This window comes from Curtobacterium poinsettiae (genome assembly GCF_047226435.1).
GTDB lineage: Bacteria > Actinomycetota > Actinomycetes > Actinomycetales > Microbacteriaceae > Curtobacterium > Curtobacterium poinsettiae.
The window spans coordinates 3462634-3478243 of record NZ_CP178434.1; the positions used below are offsets into that span (position 1 = coordinate 3462634).

A 15610-nucleotide genomic window follows, 5' to 3' on the forward strand; every position below is an offset into this window, starting at 1 on the left:
TCCGGTGCACGACTGCAAGTTTGCGTTTGCTGTAGATCATGTGACGTTCCGGTTACAGTCGGGCCATGCCCGACTCCGCGACGCCGTCAGAACTCGGTCTCCGTGACCGCAAGCGCATCGAGACCCGCAACCGCATCGCCGAGGCCGCTCGGTCCCTGGTGCTCGAGCAGGGCGTCGACGGCACCACGATCGAGCAGATCGCCGCCCGCGCCGACGTGTCCCCGCGGACGTTCTTCAACTACTTCGAGAGCAAGGAGGACGCGGTCCTCGGGCACACCGAACTCGACCTCGAACCCGCCACCCTCCAGGCACACCTGGAATCCGTCTCGGGGGAGCCGGCAGCGCAGGCGGTCGTCGACCTGGCGTTCCTGGTGTTCGGGTCGTCGTTCGGCGACGAGCACGAGCGGCTCGAGCGCAAGGCCGTCATCGTGCGGTTCCCGCAGTTGATGCGTCGGCAGGTCGCGCGGATGACCACGGTCGCCGAGGCGATGACCGGCGCGGTGCGCACGATCCTCGAACGCGACCCGGCCTGGGGGCCGGACGCCGCGACCCCGCAGGCGGCCGAGATGCTCCTCGGCATGTGCATGACGGGCTTGCGCAGTGCCGCTCGGCACGAGGGCTCCGACCCCGAACAGGTGCGGGCGGCAGTGGTCGCGGCGATCCGCGACACGGCGGCGCGCATCGCCGCGGCCTGAGACGCGACCACGAACGCACGGGAGGCACGGTGCCAGCTGGCACCGTGCCTCCCGTCCGTGACGTGGATGCGTCGAGAACGGTCAGGGCTTCGTGATGAAGCCCTCCTTCACCATCCAGTCGAAGGCGACGTCGGCCGGCTCGCGCCCCTCGACGTCGACCTGACGGTTCAGCTCCTGCAGCACCGCGTCGGTGAGCTTCGGCGAGATCTGGTCGTAGATCCCCTCAAGCTGCGGGTACTCCTTGAGCGTCTTCGAGTCGATGACGGGCGCGACGTTGTACGCCGGGAAGAAGCCCTTGTCGTCCTCGAGCACCGTCAGACCGAGCGACTTGATGCGGCCGTCGGTGGTGAATACCTCACCGAAGTTGCACTTGCCGCGGTCGGTGGCCGTGTAGACCGTGCCGGTGTCGAGGATGCTGACGTTGCTGCTCGGCACGCCGTTCGACCCCGAGCCACCGAGCTCCAAGCCGTACTTCTTGAGCATCGGCTTGAAGCCGTCGGCACGCGAGTTGAACTCCGACTCGACGCAGAACGTGCGCTGGTCGACCGGCAGCTTCGTGATGTCGGAGAGCGTCTTGACGTTCCCGAGCTCCTTGACCGCTTCGTCACGGACGGCGAAGGCGTAGGTGTTGTTCATCGGCGCCGGGTTGAGCCAGGTCAGCCCGTTGCCGGCGTCCTCCTTCTTCACCGCCGTCCACTGCTCGGTCTTGTCCGGGATCCCCTTCGCGTGGCCCATGAAGGTCAGCCAAGCGGTGCCCGTGTACTCGTACGTGAAGTCGGCCGCGTGCGAGGTCATCAGCTCACGGACCGCGACACTGCCGGGCACGTTCGTCTCGTCGGTGACGTCGAACCCGGCGGCCTTGGCGGCGAGCACGGCGATCTTGCCGAGCACGAGCTGCTCGGTGAAGTTCTTCGACGTCACGGTGATGTGGGCGCCGGCCGGCAGGTCGTCGATGCGCTGGATGGAACCGGCACCGGCCTCGGGCACGAACGAGGTGGCGGGCTGCAGGCCGCAGCCGGTCAGGACGAGGGCGGTGGCACCGGCGACGAACGCGGCGGCTCCGACCCGGGTGCGGGTGCGGCGGGTGCGGCGGGTGCTGCGGGTGCTGCGGGTCATCGGAGTCCCTTCGGTCGTGCGACCGTCTCGACCACGCGGCCGAGCCAGTCGATGGAGAGGGCGAGCAGGGCGACCAGCAGGGCACCCGAGACGAGCACCTTCGGCAGGAACAGGGTCACGCCCGTGGTGATGAGCAGACCGAGTCCGCCCGCACCCACGAAGGTGGCCAGGCTCGCCGTGCCGACGAGCAGCACGAGCGCGGTCCGGATGCCGGAGAGCATGACCGGCACCGCGAGCGGGAGCTCGACGCGCATCAGCACGCTGAAGGCGCTCATGCCCATGCCACGACCGGCCTCGACCAGTCGGGCGTCGACGCTCTGCACGCCGATCATGGTGTTCCGGAGCACCGGCAGGATCGCGTAGAGGACGAGCGCGATGACGGCCGACCGCGTGTTCAGGCCGAGCCAGGCGGCGAGCAGCACGATGAGGCCGACGGCCGGGGCAGCCTGCCCGAAGTTCGCGACGGCGAGCACGTACGGGCTCGCCCGGCGCAGCGGGCCGCGGGTGAGCAGGACGCCCAGCGGGATGCCGATCACGAGCACGAGCACCGTCGACTGCAGGGTCAGGACGAGGTGCTGGCCGGTCAGGGAGAGGATGTCCGCCGGGTTGAGCGTCGTGCGCTCGGTCGGGGTCAGGTCCGCCGTCGCGAGCCACACCGCGAAGCCGGCCAGGACGACCAGGATCGCGATCGGCTGGAACAGCAGGCCCTTCCACGAGGTGCTCGCACCGGTGGCGGGACCGGCGACGGCGACTGCGCTCACAGGTCTTCTCCGGTGGGCATCGCCGACACCGGCGACGACGGCATGGTCTCGATCGGGTTCGTGTTCGTGCCGACCGGCGTGTAGGCCTGGTCGCCGGCGGCGGTCGCGCGGGAGCGGGTGATCGCCTCCATCACGGTCTCGACGGTGATGACCCCGCGGAACGCGTCGCGACGACCGGTGACCAGTGCGGCACCCGCGCTCGAGACGAGCATGGTGTCGAGCGCGTCGTTGAGGGTCGCGGCCTCGCCCACGACGGGCAGGCCGGGCTCGACGCCGTCGGGGATGCGGTCGAGGCGCTCGAGCTGGCGGCGCGACGGCCACCCGATCGGCCGCTGGCGGTGGTCGACGACGACGGCGTGCTGGTGCCCACCGGCCTCGTTCATCCGCTGCAGCACGGCCTTGACCTCTTCGCCGGGCGAGCACGTCACGGCCGACTCGACCTCGACGTCGCGCACGCGGTTCAGCGTGAGCTGCTTCAGACCGGCGCCGGAGCCGATGAAGTTCTCGACGAACTCGTTCGCCGGCTCCGCCAGGATCCGCTCCGGGGTGTCGTACTGCACGATGTGCGCACCCTCGGTGAAGATGACGATCCAGTCGCCGAGCTTCACGGCCTCGTCGAAGTCGTGCGTGACGATGACGATCGTCTTGTGCAGTTCCTCCTGGATGCGCAGGAGCTCGTCCTGCAGGCGCTGGCGGGTGATCGGGTCGACCGCGCCGAACGGCTCGTCCATGAGCAGGACGGGCGGGTCCGCGGCGAGCGCACGGGCCACGCCGACGCGCTGCTGCTGGCCGCCGGAGAGTTCGCGGGGGAACCGGTCCCGGTAGGTGTCGGGGTCGAGCGAGACCAGGTCGAGCAGCTCGTCGACGCGCGCCGCGATCTTCTCCTTCGACCAGCCGAGCATCTTCGGCACGATCGCGATGTTCGCCGCGACGGTCATGTGCGGGAAGAGGCCGCCGGCCTGGATCACGTAGCCCATGCGGCGGCGGAGCTCGTCGCCGTCGATGCCCGTGACGTCGTCGTCGCCGACGACGATCCGGCCCTGGGTGGGCTCGATCAGGCGGTTGATCATCTTCAGCGTCGTCGTCTTGCCGCAGCCGGACGGGCCGACGAGCATGACGATCTTGCCAGCCGGGATCTCGAGCGTGATGCCGTCGACGGCGGGCTTCGACTGCCCGGGGTACCGCTTGGTGACCTCGTCGAGCAGGATGCTGCGCCCGGTGACGTCCCCGTCGGGCGCGGTGGTGGTGGCGGAGTCAGTGCTGGACACGGATACCTCTCGAGATGGTCAGGCGGCCGAGGCCGATGAGGAGCAGGTCGAGGACGAGGGCGAGCAGGACGACGCCGACCACCCCGACCACGACGGAGGACAGGGCGTTGGCGCCGCCGAGGCGGGACAGCCCGGAGAAGATGAAGCCGCCGAGTCCGGGGCCGAGCGCGTACGCGGCGATGGCGGCGATGCCCATCACCATCTGTGCGGAGACGCGGACGCCGCTCAGGATGATCGGCCACGCCATCGGCAGTTCGATCTGCAGCAGGGTGCGGAACCGGCTCATGCCGACGCCGCGCGCCGACTCGACGACGGTGGGCGGGATCTCGGCGAGACCGACGACCGCGTTGCGCAGGATCGGCAGTGCGGCGAAGAAGACGACCGTGACGACCGACGGCAGGACGCCGAAGCCGAGCGGGACGATGAGCAGGCCGATGACGGCGAACGACGGCAGGGTGAGGCCGATGGCCGACATCCCGTTCGCGAACGCGGTCAAGCGCGGGCTGCGGTAGACGAGTGTGGCGAGCACCACGGCGATGACCGTGGCGAGGACGACGCACTGGACGACCAGTGAGAAGTGCTGCCACGATGCGAACCAGATCTGGTTCCATCGCTCCACGACGTACTGGAACACGGGTGGGCGCTCCCCTTCCGGTCGGCTGAACTGCCCACAGATCGGGGCACGAGCTCGGCCAAAGCTACGCAGCACCTGGACCGGTTGTACAACGCAACCCTGCCGAAGCGGCAGTTTCCCTCGCAGTTGCGATGAGGACAACCCCTGGTCAGAGGGGGAACACCAGGGCAAGCCTGGGAGAACGGTAACGATCGGGCTGGGTGCCCGGCTATGCGCTCAGGTCACGCAACCCGGCGCGCTCCGCGATGTCGACGAGCTGCTCGCGCCACCGGACCCATTCGTCCGGCGTCTTGTCGGCCAGGTTGCCGTCGCCGTCACCGGCCAGGCCGTCGAGCATCTCGCGCACGATGTCGGCGTGCCCGGCGTGCCGCGCGGTCTCGTAGGCCATGTGCACCAGGATCCGGTGCAGCGTGACGTGCCGGTGCTCCTCAGGCCACCACGACACGGTGCCGGTCGCGGTGAGGTCGAGCGCCTCGATGGTCGCGTCGGCGTGGGCGGCACTCCGGTGGTGGAAGGCCACGACGTCCGCCATCGTCTCGTCGAGCGGGGCGAACATGTCGTCGCCGTCCTCCGACTCGAGCCACGCGGGCGGGTCCGGCAGCGGGCGCCCGAACACCTCGCCGAAGTAGCCGGCCTGCACGCCCGCGACGTGCTTCACCAGCCCGAGGACGTTCGTGCCCGTCGGCGTCACCGGCCAGCGTGCCTGTCGCTCCGCCAGCCCGTCGAGCTTGGCCAGCAGTGCTGCTCGGTGCTTCTGCAGGTACCGGTGCAGCGTCTGCTTCACCGCGGCGTCGGCAGCCGCCTGGTCGGGGGTCGGCGCAGACCCCTCGTCCGACAGCAGCGCGTTGCCGCTGGCCGCCAGCGTGCTGGTGCTCGCGGGGTGCACCTCGGGGACCGCTTCGACGTCGCTCATGCCCCCGATCGTGCCACCCGGAGCTCCTGCAGGCGTGTCGATTCCTGCACCGCGACCCGTTCGGCCGTCAGCAGCAGCCCCGCGACCTCGGCACCGGAGCGTGCCGGGGCGTCGTTCCAGCTCGTCAGGTCGCGCACGCGCCCCATCCGGATGTCCGGCGCGGGGCACCACAGCACGGGCTCGCCCTCGTCGCGGGCCAGGGCGTGCCAGACGACGTCGAGCGCGTGCTGGACCCGCGGTGCGTGCACCGCGAGCGGCCCACCGGCTGCGGACACGACCGCACCGACCAGGCACGCGCCGACGAGCGGTCGGCCCTGCACGTCCATCGCGGCGGCACTGGAGGCCTTCCGCTCGTGGCCGTGCTCGTCGAGGTAGGCGAACCAGGCGTGCTGCACCCAGCCGCGCTCGACGACGGCGCGGGCGTCGGAGAGCAGGTGGACGAGTTCGCCGAGTTCGCGCACCCGGTCGTCGACCCGTCGCGCGCGTGCGGTGGCGCGGCGGTCCGCGAGTCGGTCGACCAGGCCGCGGAGACCGCGTCGGACGGGGGCGGGGGAGGCGTCGGTGGCGACGTCGTGCTGGACGCGGAGCTCGAGGGTCATGGCGGCCCCTCCGATCGACTGTGCACGGATGGTGCGGTCACGATAGCCCCGGGGAGACTCAGTCGTCCAGCACCGCGTCGATGCTCCGTCGGGCGACGCTCCGGAAGGCGTGTTCGTCGGCGGTCGCCAGGGCGGACGCGAGCGCCACCACCCACCCGCGGGCGCGCTGCCAGGTGGCGTCCGAGGCTGCGACGTGGGCACGGAACGCGCGTCGCCCAGGCTGGTCGAACGTCAACCAGGCGGTCGCGAGGTCGACGGCGGGATCGCCCGCGGTGACGTCCCCGAAGTCGATCACGGCTGACAGGTGGTCGACGCCAGCGGATGACGAGTCGACGAGCAGGTTGAAGGGGTGCAGGTCGCCGTGCACCCAGACAGGAGGCCCGGCGTGCGTCGGCGCCGCGGCTGCGGCCCGCCAGAGCGCGGCCAGCTCGCCGGCCCGGTGCACGTCGTGTCCATCGAGTCGCGCCAGCACCGCGTCGCTCCGCGACGCGAGCGGCACCGCACGGAACGGGTTCGCCGGGGCACCGGCCGGGGCCGCCACGTGCAGGAGCCCGACGAACGCGGCGAGCGCCTCGGCCACGGGTACCCCGGCCGCGCGTGCGCCGATCGGGGTGCCGGGGAGCCACGGCACGATGCTCCACGACCACGGGTACCCGAGGGCGGGTCGGCCGGTCCGCACCGGAGCCGGCACCGGGACGACCGACCCGACCCGGGCGGCGATGTCCGGCAGCCAGCGCTGTTCGTGCTCGACGAGGCGTGCGGCCAGCTGCCGGCGGGGGACCCGCACGGCCAGGTCGTCACCGAGACGCAGGACGACGTTGTCCCACCCGTTCGCGACGACCTCGAGCGACAGCCCGGCCAGGTCGGGGTGCTGGTCACGCAGCAGGGAGCGGACGAGCGGGACGTCGACGTCGACCTCGGCAGCGGGTGTGGGCACCGCGTCAGGCTAGTGGGCCGCCGGACACATGCCCGCGAACTGGGGCCGGTGGCGCGACCGGCTTCTCGGTAGTCTCAGAGGCGAGGTGACGTGGGTGTTTCCCTGGGGGGACCCGCGTCACTCCGGAGCGATGAGCGCGACGAGTCGCGGGATCTCCGGACGCAGCCGTTCGGTGACGAACGCGTCCAGCAGGACCGTCCAGAGTTCCCGCAGGCCCGCGAACAGGTCGGCCCGCCGCGTCATCACGTCCGAGACGGTCTGCACGCCCGTGTAGGCACGGACGACGACCCGGCCGACGAGCTCCGGGTCCCACCGCGGATCGAGCTCTCCCGCGTCGACGGCCTGCCGCGCGAACCCGGCGACCACCGCGGCCCAGTCGGTGTACGGGTCCCGCCGGTCCACGTCGCTCGCCGCCACGTCGGTCGACAGGCGCACCCCGGCGCTCACGACGACCTCGGTGGTCATCTGCACGGCGAGCCCCTGGCACAGCCACATGATCGACTCGAGCGGAGTGGTGCCCCGCGCCACCGCGGCCTCGCCGTACCGGCGCGAGATCGCGTGCTGCTCGGCGACGACGGCCCCCGCCATGTCGGCCTTCGACGTGAAGTGGAAGTACAGCGCACCCTTGGTCATCCCGATGCGTTCGGCGATGCCGTCCATCGAGGCTCCGACGTACCCGCGTTCGTCGAACTCCGCGGCCGCGCCCTCGATGATCGCGGTGCGGGTCGCGAGCGACCGCTGCTGCCGGGTCGGTCGGTCCTGCGCCATGGGGTCCGATCGTAGTCAGCGCACGCGATCGCCGGGGAGCCCTGGCCGCATTCGGCAGGCGTTCGGCCGCGTGCCCTACGGTCGGTCGCCATGGACGGATGGCGGAACCCTGCGCGCTGGGCACGGACGGGCCGGTGGCTGCTGCTGCCGATCGCGGTGCTCGACTGGGTCGCGCTCGCGCCGCAGACCATCGTGGTGCTCGCGTTCCTGATCGCCGTCGTCGGGCTCGCCGGCATGGCAGCGGCCCTGGTGGTGCACATGCTCGGTCGGTCCCGTGGGGCCATGGCCGCCCTCGGGGTCGTGCTGCTGCTCGGCGGCCTGGTGGTGTTCGGCCTCGACCCGTTCCCGGGCTCGTTCCCGCTCATCGCGTCGTGGTGGCCGGAGTCGATCACGCAGCCGCAGACCGTCGGCAGTGCTTACTGGCAGCTCGCCGGCCTGGGCATCGAGCTCGCCGGGTTCGGCCTGCTCGCCACCCTGCTCGTGGTCTCGCTGACCGGCACGCCACGCCCCCGGCAGGACCGCTTCCGCTCCTGACCGCCCCGTGGCAACGCTCGGCGCCCGGACGTGCTCCGCGCTCAGAGTCGGGTGAGCACCACCAGCGTGACGTCGACCTCGGCGTCCACGGTGACCGCCGTGCGCACCCGCTCGATCACGCCCGCCCCGTCCGGAGCGGACCGCACCAGCGCGGCGAGGTCGTCCAGGCGGCGGGTCCCGTCCAGCGTCAGGACACCCTGCGTGCAGATCGCCAACCGGTCGCCGGGTGCCAGGTCGAGCGAGCCGGACGACCGGGGGATCGACACCGGCTGCAACCCGAGCGGCAGGTCGACCGGGCGCAGCACCCGAGCGGGCCCGTCCGCGGGGACGAGCACCGCGAGCCCGTGGCCGGCGTCGCCGAAGTCGACGTGCCCCGACGTCGGGTCGAGCCGCAGGTGGAAGAGCGAGCCGACGGCGTCCGCGGCCGACAGGTCGGCGGTGACCTGGGCCTCCAGGCCGACGATCGTGTCCTGCACCTCGGCACCGGTCCGCGCCACCACGGCGCCGCGGACCACCGCGGCGAGCAGGCCGGACGCCGGTCCGGCGGCGCTCACCCGGCCGACGGTGACGTGCAGGGCGTCGTCCGGGGCGAGGCGCCAGTCGGCGACGTCACCCCCGCCACCGTCGTGCTGGGCGACCAGGACGTCGAGGGCGTACCCCGGCACCGCGACCGGGTCCGGCACCAGCCCGTCGAGCACCCGACGGACCCGTCCCAGGTCGATGGCGACGCCGAGTTCCCGCTCGGTCCACCGGGCGAGGTCACGCAGCAGGGCGACGTCCTCGGGGGAGAACGTGCGCGGCACCGCGTCCATCAGGCACAGCGTGCCCACCCGGGTGCCGTCGATCATGGTCAGTGGTGCGCCGGCGTAGAACCGGATGCCGTGCTCCGCCACCGCGGCCGTGTCGGCGAAGCGGGCGTCGAGCGACGCGTCCGGGATCACCATCGGTTCGCGGGAGAGGACGGTCGTCGCGCAGAACTGCTCGCTCGCGGGGACGCTCGACCCCTGGTGCCAGCCGAAGGTCGACTGGGTGGTGACGAGGTCGTGGTGGACGAGGTTGAGGAAGGTCAACGGGACGTCGAACGCCTCGTGGGCCATGCGGGTGATGCGGTCGAAGCGCTCCTCGGGTCCTGATCCCAAGATGGCGAGCGCCTCGATCACCGCGGTGCGGCGGTCCGCATCGGCGAGATGGTTGGTCACCCGGCCTGTCTACCCGCATCGTCCGCCAGGAACCAGTCCCTCGGGTGGGGGTCGGCGGTCAGCGCGCGGCGCTCGGAAACCGGTGCAGCCCAGGCGGCGGCGTTCGACAGCACGCGCTGGATGTCCGGGTGGTGGTACACGGGGTACTCCTGGTCGCCCGGCGAGAAGTAGAAGACCCGGCCGAGACCACGGCGGTACGCGACGCCGGAGCGGAAGACCTCGCCGCCCGCGAAGGTCGACAGGAAGACCTCTTCGTCGGGGCGCGGGATGTCGAAGTACTCGCCGTACATCTCCTGCCGGTCGATGACGATCGGGTGCGGGACCCCGGCGGCGATCGGGTGCTCGGGCGCGACCGTCCAGACGAGTTCACGCTCGCCGTCGTTCCGCCACTTCAGCGAGCAGGTCGTGCCCATCAGGCGCTTGAACGGCTTGGAGTAGTGGCCGGAGTGCAGCACCACCAGTCCCATGCCGGCGTGCACGGCGTCGACGACCAGGTCGACGACGGCGTCGCGCACCTCGTCGTGGGCGACGTGCCCCCACCAGAACAGCACGTCCGTGGTGGCCAGTCGTTCGGCGGTGATGCCGTGGTCGGGTTCCTGCAGGGTGGCGGTGGAGACGTCGGCCCCGGGCTGCGACCGCCGGAGCGCCTCGGCGATCACGGTGTGCATGCCGTCGGGGTAGTGCCCGGTGACCGTCGCGTCACCGCGGGTCTCGTGCACGTTCTCGTTCCAGACGACGATGTTCAGGGGACGGTTCTCGGTCGACGGCGACATGGCACCAACGCTACCCGTGATCGGATTGCGCAGACACTGGCGTTTTCTGATCGTTTCGCCTAGCTTCAGATCACAAACGCGCAGACGGCGGTACCAGGGGGTACCGATCCCCGTCCGCGCCGAGGACAGGGGCTCGTCCGATGCAGCACCGAACCATCACCACCGTCGCGCTCGCGGCGGTGCTCGCACTCGCCGTACCGACCGCCGCGTGGGCATCGCCCACCGGTCACCACCAGCAGCGGACCGCGACCACCTCGACCGTGACCTACACGGCGAGCGACGCGGTCATCCCGAACCCCTCGCGCGGGTTCGACCACACCACCGAGACGCACTACCGCGCCGACGGCACCGGGTACACGCCGCTCGACGCCGCGACGCTCCGGGGCTACCGGGCCGAGGGCGTCACGCAGGTCGTCCGGGTGTTCTACATGGAGGCGTTCGTCCAGCAGCGGCAGCTCAGCCCGGCCTGGCTCGCGCTCGTGCAGCACGACTACGACACCGCACGTGCAGCCGGCGTGGGTGTGATCACCCGGTTCGCGTACGTCCAGGGCGGCTCGTACCCGTACTCGGCGCCCTACGGGGACGCCGACCTGCCGACCGTGCTCGCGCACATCGAGCAGCTCACCCCGACGCTCCGCCGGAACGCCGACGTCATCCCGACCCTGCAGGGGGGCTTCATCGGGCTCTGGGGCGAGGGCTACTACACCGACCACTTCGCCAGCGACCCGGCGAACCCGGGGGTGCTGACCGAGGCCGACAAGGACGCCAGACGCCAGGTCCTGCAGGCCGAGCTCGCCGCCCTGCCGTCCAGCCGATCGGTCCAGGTCCGCACCATGCAGATGAAGCAGGACGCGCTCCGCACCCCGTCCGGCACGGCCGGGGCGCTCACCCCGGAGCAAGCGCACGACGGTTCCCCGGCGTCGCGGATCGGGCACCACAACGACTGCTTCCTCGCCTCGGCGGACGACTTCGGCACGTTCCTGAGCAACCCGCTGTCCCTCGACCAGGACTACCTGGCGGCGGAGTCGCGGTACGTCCCCGTCGGCGGTGAGACCTGCGCCGTGAACACGCCGCGGACCGACTACCCGTCCGCCTCGGCCGAGATGGCGAAGTACCACTACAGCTACCTCAACCTGGACTACAACAAGGACGTCCTGGCGACCTGGGGCACGGACGGCATGACCGACGCCGCGAAGAAGCTCGGCTACCGCTTCACCATGACCTCGAGCACCGCCACCTCGGGCGCGAAGGCGTCGGTGGCGGTGTCGATCCGGAACGACGGCTGGGCGGCGCCGTACAACAGCCGCCCGGTGCAGCTCGTCCTGACCGACGGCGACCGCCGGGTGACCGTGCCCGTGGCCGCCGACGCGTCGTCCTGGCAGCCGGGACGGACCGTGACCGTCCGGGCGTCCCTCGCCGACGTGCCGAACGGGCGCTGGAGCGTCGCACTGGCCCTGCCCGCACCGGAGGCCTCGGTGGCGACGGACCCCGCGTTCGCGATCCAGACGGCGAACACCGGCACATGGGACGCGAGCACGGGCGTGAACCGCCTCGGTCAGACGGTGGTCGTACAGCACTGAGCAGACCTGCAGCGCGCCCCGGGTCGGACGATCCGGGGCGTTCTGCTGTCTGTCAACCGGGTCCGCCACGATTGACGGCATGACTCCGCGCTCCCTGTTCCGCGCCGCCGCGGTGGCCGAACTCGTGACCTGGACCCTGCTCATCGCCGGGATGGTGCTCAAGTACGGACTGGACGCCGGCGACTGGGGCGTCCGCATCGGCGGCGGCGTGCACGGCTTCGTGTTCCTGGCGTACCTGGTGGTCACGACGGTCGTCGCCGTGAACCAGCGGTGGTCGTTCGGGGCGCTCGTGCTCGGCTGGGTCAGTGCCGTCGTGCCGTACGCCACCGTGCCGTTCGAGGTCGCGGTCGCCCGCCGCGGCATGCTCGAGGGGTCGTGGCGCCGCTCGCCGGACGCCCACTCGGGCTTCTGGGACCGCCTGCTGTTCTTCGTCGTGCGTCGTCCCGCGGTGGCCGCCGGCATCGGGGTCGTGGCCGTCGCCCTGGTCTTCACCGGGCTGCTGGCCGTCGGCCCGCCCGTGCCGTCGCGCGGCTGAGGCGACGAGCGCCCCCCGGCTGATCAACGATTGAGCAGAAGACGTCCGGTTCGCAAGCGGGACCCGACGTCTTCTGCTCACTCGACGCGGCCGTGGTCGCGACCACGGGCGGACGGGAGGTGGGCCCCACCAGCCGGTACCGGCGCACCGCGCCAGCGGGGTGACGGCCGTGCCTGGAGGTGGGCCCCACCAGCCGGTACCGGCGCACCGCGCCAGCGGGGTGACGGCCGTGCCTGGAGGTGGGCCCCACCAGCCGGTACCGGCGCACCGCGCCAGCGGGGTGACGGCCGTGCCTGGAGGGACGGTGCCAGCTGGCACCGTCCCTCCCGTCCGTGGGCTGGGCGCTGCTAGAGCGCTGCCAGCGCCGCGTTCAGCGTGGCGGACGGGCGCATGACCGCGCTCGTCTTGGCGTCGTCGGGGCGGTAGTAGCCACCGATGTCTGCCGGGTGGCCCTGCACCGAGACGAGCTCGTCGACGATGGTGCGCTCCTGCTCACCGAGCTTCGCCGCGAGGTCCGCGAACGACGCCGCGAGCTCGGTGTCCTGGGTCTGCGCGGCGAGCTCTTCGGCCCAGTACTTCGCCAGGTAGAAGTGGCTGCCGCGGTTGTCGATTGAGCCGAGCTTGCGGCCAGGGGACTTGTCCTGCTCCAGGAAGGTCCCGGTGGCACGGTCCAGGGTCTCGCCCAGGATCTTCGCCCGCTCGTTGCCCGTCACACCGGCCAGGTGCTCGAGGCTGACCGCCAGGGCCAGGAACTCGCCCAGGCTGTCCCAGCGCAGGTAGTTCTGCTGCACGAGCTGCTGCACGTGCTTCGGCGCGGAACCACCGGCACCGGTCTCGAACAGGCCGCCGCCGCCGAGCAGCGGGACGACGGAGAGCATCTTCGCCGAGGTGCCGAGCTCCATGATCGGGAACAGGTCGGTCAGGTAGTCGCGCAGGACGTTGCCGGTGACCGAGATGGTGTCCTCGCCGCGGCGGATCCGCTCGAGCGAGAAGCGCATGGCGTCCTCGGGCGCGAGGATCTCGATCTGCAGGCCGTCGGTGTCGTGCTCGCCGAGGTACTTCCGGACGAGCCCGATCAGGTTGGCGTCGTGCGCGCGGGTCTCGTCGAGCCAGAACACGGCGGGCGTCGAGGAAGCACGGGCGCGGGTGACGGCGAGCTTCACCCAGTCGCGGATGGCGACGTCCTTGGTCTGGCAGGCGCGCCAGATGTCACCGGGCTCGACGTCGTGCTCGATGACGACGTCGCCCGAGGCGGTCGTGACGCGGACGACACCGGCGCCGGGGAGCTCGAAGGTCTTGTCGTGCGAGCCGTACTCCTCGGCCTTCTGTGCCATCAGGCCGACGTTGGGCACGGAGCCCATCGTCGACGGGTCGAAGGCGCCGTGGGCGCGGCAGTCGTCGAGCACGGCCTGGTAGATGCCGGCGTAGCTCGAGTCGGGGATGACGGCGAGGGTGTCGTGCTCGTCGCCGTCCGGACCCCACATGTGCCCCGAGGTGCGGATCATCGCGGGCATCGAGGCGTCGACGATGACGTCGCTCGGCACATGCAGGTTCGTGATGCCCTTGTCCGAGTCGACCATGGCGAGCTCGGGGCCGTCGGCGATGCCCTGCTTGAAGGCGCGCTCGATCTCGGCGCCGTTCGGCAGCGCACCGAGGCCGGCGAGGATCGAGCCGAGGCCGTCGTTCGGGGTGAGGCCGGCGGCGGCGAGGTCGGCGCCGTAGCGCTCGAACACCGACGGGAAGAACGCCTTGATGACGTGCCCGAAGATGATCGGGTCGGAGATCTTCATCATCGTGGCCTTGAGGTGCACGGAGAACAGGACGTCCTCGGCCGCGGCACGCTCGATCTGCTTCCGCAGGAACGACTCGAGGGCGGCGACGTGCAGCACGGTGCCGTCGACGACCTCGCCCTGCAGCACGGGGATCGACTGCTTGAGGACCTGCTCGGTGCCGTCCTCGGCCACGAAGGTGATCGTCAGGACGTCGTCGGCGGGGGCGATCCAGGACTTCTCGTTGGACCGGAAGTCGTCGACGCCCATGGTGGTGACGTTCGTCTTCGAGTCACGCGACCAGGCGCCCATGCGGTGCGGGTGCTTGCGGGCGTAGTTCTTGACCGACAGGGGTGCGCGGCGGTCGGAGTTGCCCTCGCGCAGCACCGGGTTGACGGCACTGCCCTGGACGCGGCCGTAGCGGGCGCGGACGTCGCGCTGCTCGTCGGTCGTGGCCTCGTCCGGGTAGTCGGGCAGGTCGTAGCCCTGCGACTGCAGTTCCTTGATCGCGACCTTGAGCTGGGGGATCGACGCCGAGATGTTCGGCAGCTTGATGATGTTCGCCTCGGGGGTCTTCGCCAGGTCGCCGAGCTCGGCGAGGGCGTCGTCCAGGCGCTGCTCGTCGGTGAGCCGCTCCGGGAACTGGGCGATGATCCGGCCGGCGAGCGAGATGTCGCGGGTCTCGACGTCGACACCCGCGGTGCCGGCGAAGGCCTGGATGACCGGGAGGAAGGAGTGGGTGGCGAGGAACGGCGCCTCGTCCGTGAGGGTGTAGATGATCTTGGCCATGCTGGCGGGTACTCCCTTGTTCGACCGTCGGTACGTCCACGGTACTCGTGGCGCAGGATGTCTCGACATCAAGATACATCGCCCCCCAGAGTGGGGCGTGAGCGCGTCAGTCGCCGAGCGAGACGCGGAACACCCGGACGCCCGCGGCACGGAGCCCGGCGAGGCCGAGCCGCATGCGCAGGGGCCGGAAGGGGCGTCGGAACCCGGACGACGCCGAGGCCGCGTCGATCTGGTGCAGGACCTCGGACGTCAGGGTGCGCTCGAGATTCGGTGCGAGGCGGGTCACCCCGGACACCGTGACGACGATGCGCACGGCGTGCGGCGCGAGCAGCGGCGCGATGAGCTCGGCCGCCGCCTGGGCCCGGTGGAACGCGGGGTCGTCACCGGGGCGACGGATCGCGATGACGGCGAGCGCGGCATCCCAGGTCTCCTCGGGGTCCGGCAGGTCGTCGACCCCGATGACCCGCATCCGTGCGGCGTCGATGCCGGCGCGCACGGCCGCGGCCCGGAGCACGGGCAGGAGTTCCTGGGTACCGGCCAGCACGACGTCGGCCGACGACAGGTCGACCGTTCCGTACCGCTCGCGCGGCGTTCGGGCCATGGTGCGGGTCCTTCCGTCGCTTTCCCTCGACCGTACTGATCGGGGCGGCCCGGGGGACGCGGCAGCACAGGGTGATCAGGCCCCTCCCAGCCGACTCGGTAACGAAAAGATCACGGAAGGGCCTGTACAAAGCGACAGA

The 15610-nt window shown here is 71.3% G+C and carries 16 protein-coding genes; 4 read left to right on the forward strand and 12 right to left on the reverse strand.

Features of this window, described 5'->3' with window-relative positions; translation table 11 throughout:
• Positions 1 to 65 precede the first annotated feature (65 nt).
• Positions 66 to 695 carry a TetR/AcrR family transcriptional regulator gene (locus tag ACL00U_RS16390; protein WP_412873629.1) on the forward strand — a complete coding sequence of 210 codons (630 nt, stop codon included), beginning with the start codon at positions 66 to 68 and terminating at the stop codon, positions 693 to 695.
• A gap of 81 nt (positions 696 to 776) precedes the next feature.
• Here ACL00U_RS16390 and ACL00U_RS16395 read toward each other — a convergent pair whose 3' ends face one another.
• The 8 genes from ACL00U_RS16395 to ACL00U_RS16430 all read right to left on the reverse strand — a co-directional run bounded on the left by ACL00U_RS16395 (position 777) and on the right by ACL00U_RS16430 (position 7691).
• Positions 777 to 1811, reverse strand: a complete 1035-nt coding sequence (locus ACL00U_RS16395; protein ID WP_017887901.1) for a glycine betaine ABC transporter substrate-binding protein — start codon at positions 1809 to 1811, stop codon at positions 777 to 779.
• Positions 1808 to 2572, reverse strand: a complete 765-nt coding sequence (locus tag ACL00U_RS16400) for an ABC transporter permease (RefSeq protein WP_017887900.1) — start codon at positions 2570 to 2572, stop codon at positions 1808 to 1810. Before ACL00U_RS16400 ends, ACL00U_RS16395 begins: the two co-directional genes overlap by 4 nt.
• Positions 2569 to 3840: an ABC transporter ATP-binding protein gene (locus ACL00U_RS16405; RefSeq protein WP_017887899.1), complete on the reverse strand. Its 1272-nt coding sequence runs from the start codon at positions 3838 to 3840 to the stop codon at positions 2569 to 2571. The genes ACL00U_RS16400 and ACL00U_RS16405 overlap by 4 nt, the downstream gene beginning before the upstream one ends.
• Positions 3827 to 4474, reverse strand: coding sequence for an ABC transporter permease (locus tag ACL00U_RS16410; protein ID WP_412873630.1), 648 nt, complete (start codon positions 4472 to 4474; stop codon positions 3827 to 3829). Before ACL00U_RS16410 ends, ACL00U_RS16405 begins: the two co-directional genes overlap by 14 nt.
• 208 nt (positions 4475 to 4682) lie before the next feature.
• On the reverse strand, positions 4683 to 5387 hold the full coding sequence (locus ACL00U_RS16415; protein ID WP_017887897.1) for a DinB family protein: 705 nt from the start codon (positions 5385 to 5387) through the stop codon (positions 4683 to 4685).
• Positions 5384 to 5986 (reverse strand): DUF6197 family protein, encoded by a 603-nt coding sequence (locus tag ACL00U_RS16420; RefSeq protein WP_017887896.1) that lies wholly within the window; start codon positions 5984 to 5986, stop codon positions 5384 to 5386. Before ACL00U_RS16420 ends, ACL00U_RS16415 begins: the two co-directional genes overlap by 4 nt.
• 58 nt (positions 5987 to 6044) lie before the next feature.
• Entirely contained in the window at positions 6045 to 6923 is an 879-nt protein-coding gene (locus ACL00U_RS16425; RefSeq protein WP_214518537.1) for an aminoglycoside phosphotransferase family protein, read from the reverse strand.
• A 117-nt stretch (positions 6924 to 7040) separates the two neighbouring features.
• Complete coding sequence (locus ACL00U_RS16430; RefSeq protein WP_017887894.1) at positions 7041 to 7691, reverse strand: ScbR family autoregulator-binding transcription factor; 651 nt, start codon at positions 7689 to 7691, stop codon at positions 7041 to 7043.
• Positions 7692 to 7781: 90 nt separating this feature from the next.
• Between ACL00U_RS16430 and ACL00U_RS16435 the strand changes: the two genes are divergently transcribed.
• Positions 7782 to 8225, forward strand: a complete 444-nt coding sequence (locus ACL00U_RS16435) for a hypothetical protein (RefSeq protein ID WP_017887893.1) — start codon at positions 7782 to 7784, stop codon at positions 8223 to 8225.
• 41 nt (positions 8226 to 8266) lie between these two features.
• Here the strand turns inward: ACL00U_RS16435 and ACL00U_RS16440 are convergent, their stop codons facing one another.
• Together ACL00U_RS16440 and ACL00U_RS16445 are read right to left on the reverse strand one after the other, a co-directional pair.
• Complete coding sequence (locus ACL00U_RS16440; RefSeq protein ID WP_017887892.1) at positions 8267 to 9424, reverse strand: PP2C family protein-serine/threonine phosphatase; 1158 nt, start codon at positions 9422 to 9424, stop codon at positions 8267 to 8269.
• Positions 9421 to 10197, reverse strand: coding sequence for a ThuA domain-containing protein (locus ACL00U_RS16445; RefSeq protein WP_235517678.1), 777 nt, complete (start codon positions 10195 to 10197; stop codon positions 9421 to 9423). Before ACL00U_RS16445 ends, ACL00U_RS16440 begins: the two co-directional genes overlap by 4 nt.
• A 140-nt stretch (positions 10198 to 10337) precedes the next feature.
• Here ACL00U_RS16445 and ACL00U_RS16450 point away from each other — a divergent pair, with 140 nt between their 5' ends.
• Positions 10338 to 11777, forward strand: coding sequence for a DUF4832 domain-containing protein (locus tag ACL00U_RS16450; protein WP_159556155.1), 1440 nt, complete (start codon positions 10338 to 10340; stop codon positions 11775 to 11777).
• 79 nt (positions 11778 to 11856) lie between these two features.
• Positions 11857 to 12312 (forward strand): DUF3817 domain-containing protein, encoded by a 456-nt coding sequence (locus ACL00U_RS16455; protein ID WP_017887889.1) that lies wholly within the window; start codon positions 11857 to 11859, stop codon positions 12310 to 12312.
• 347 nt (positions 12313 to 12659) lie between these two features.
• Here ACL00U_RS16455 and ACL00U_RS16460 read toward each other — a convergent pair whose 3' ends face one another.
• On the reverse strand, positions 12660 to 14870 hold the full coding sequence (locus ACL00U_RS16460) for an NADP-dependent isocitrate dehydrogenase (protein WP_140448590.1): 2211 nt from the start codon (positions 14868 to 14870) through the stop codon (positions 12660 to 12662).
• A gap of 106 nt (positions 14871 to 14976) precedes the next feature.
• On the reverse strand, positions 14977 to 15471 hold the full coding sequence (locus tag ACL00U_RS16465; protein WP_071250024.1) for a hypothetical protein: 495 nt from the start codon (positions 15469 to 15471) through the stop codon (positions 14977 to 14979).
• Positions 15472 to 15610 lie beyond the last annotated feature (139 nt).

Coding starts and splice junctions, on each gene's coding strand:
- ACL00U_RS16445 (WP_235517678.1), bottom strand. CDS start 10,197: ATGTCGCCGTCGACCGAGAACCGTCCCCTGAACATCGTCGTCTGGAAC.
- ACL00U_RS16465 (WP_071250024.1), bottom strand. CDS start 15,471: ATGGCCCGAACGCCGCGCGAGCGGTACGGAACGGTCGACCTGTCGTCG.
- ACL00U_RS16450 (WP_159556155.1), top strand. CDS start 10,338: ATGCAGCACCGAACCATCACCACCGTCGCGCTCGCGGCGGTGCTCGCA.
- ACL00U_RS16460 (WP_140448590.1), bottom strand. CDS start 14,870: ATGGCCAAGATCATCTACACCCTCACGGACGAGGCGCCGTTCCTCGCC.
- ACL00U_RS16455 (WP_017887889.1), top strand. CDS start 11,857: ATGACTCCGCGCTCCCTGTTCCGCGCCGCCGCGGTGGCCGAACTCGTG.
- ACL00U_RS16415 (WP_017887897.1), bottom strand. CDS start 5,387: ATGAGCGACGTCGAAGCGGTCCCCGAGGTGCACCCCGCGAGCACCAGC.
- ACL00U_RS16430 (WP_017887894.1), bottom strand. CDS start 7,691: ATGGCGCAGGACCGACCGACCCGGCAGCAGCGGTCGCTCGCGACCCGC.
- ACL00U_RS16395 (WP_017887901.1), bottom strand. CDS start 1,811: ATGACCCGCAGCACCCGCAGCACCCGCCGCACCCGCCGCACCCGCACC.
- ACL00U_RS16390 (WP_412873629.1), top strand. CDS start 66: ATGCCCGACTCCGCGACGCCGTCAGAACTCGGTCTCCGTGACCGCAAG.
- ACL00U_RS16435 (WP_017887893.1), top strand. CDS start 7,782: ATGGACGGATGGCGGAACCCTGCGCGCTGGGCACGGACGGGCCGGTGG.
- ACL00U_RS16420 (WP_017887896.1), bottom strand. CDS start 5,986: ATGACCCTCGAGCTCCGCGTCCAGCACGACGTCGCCACCGACGCCTCC.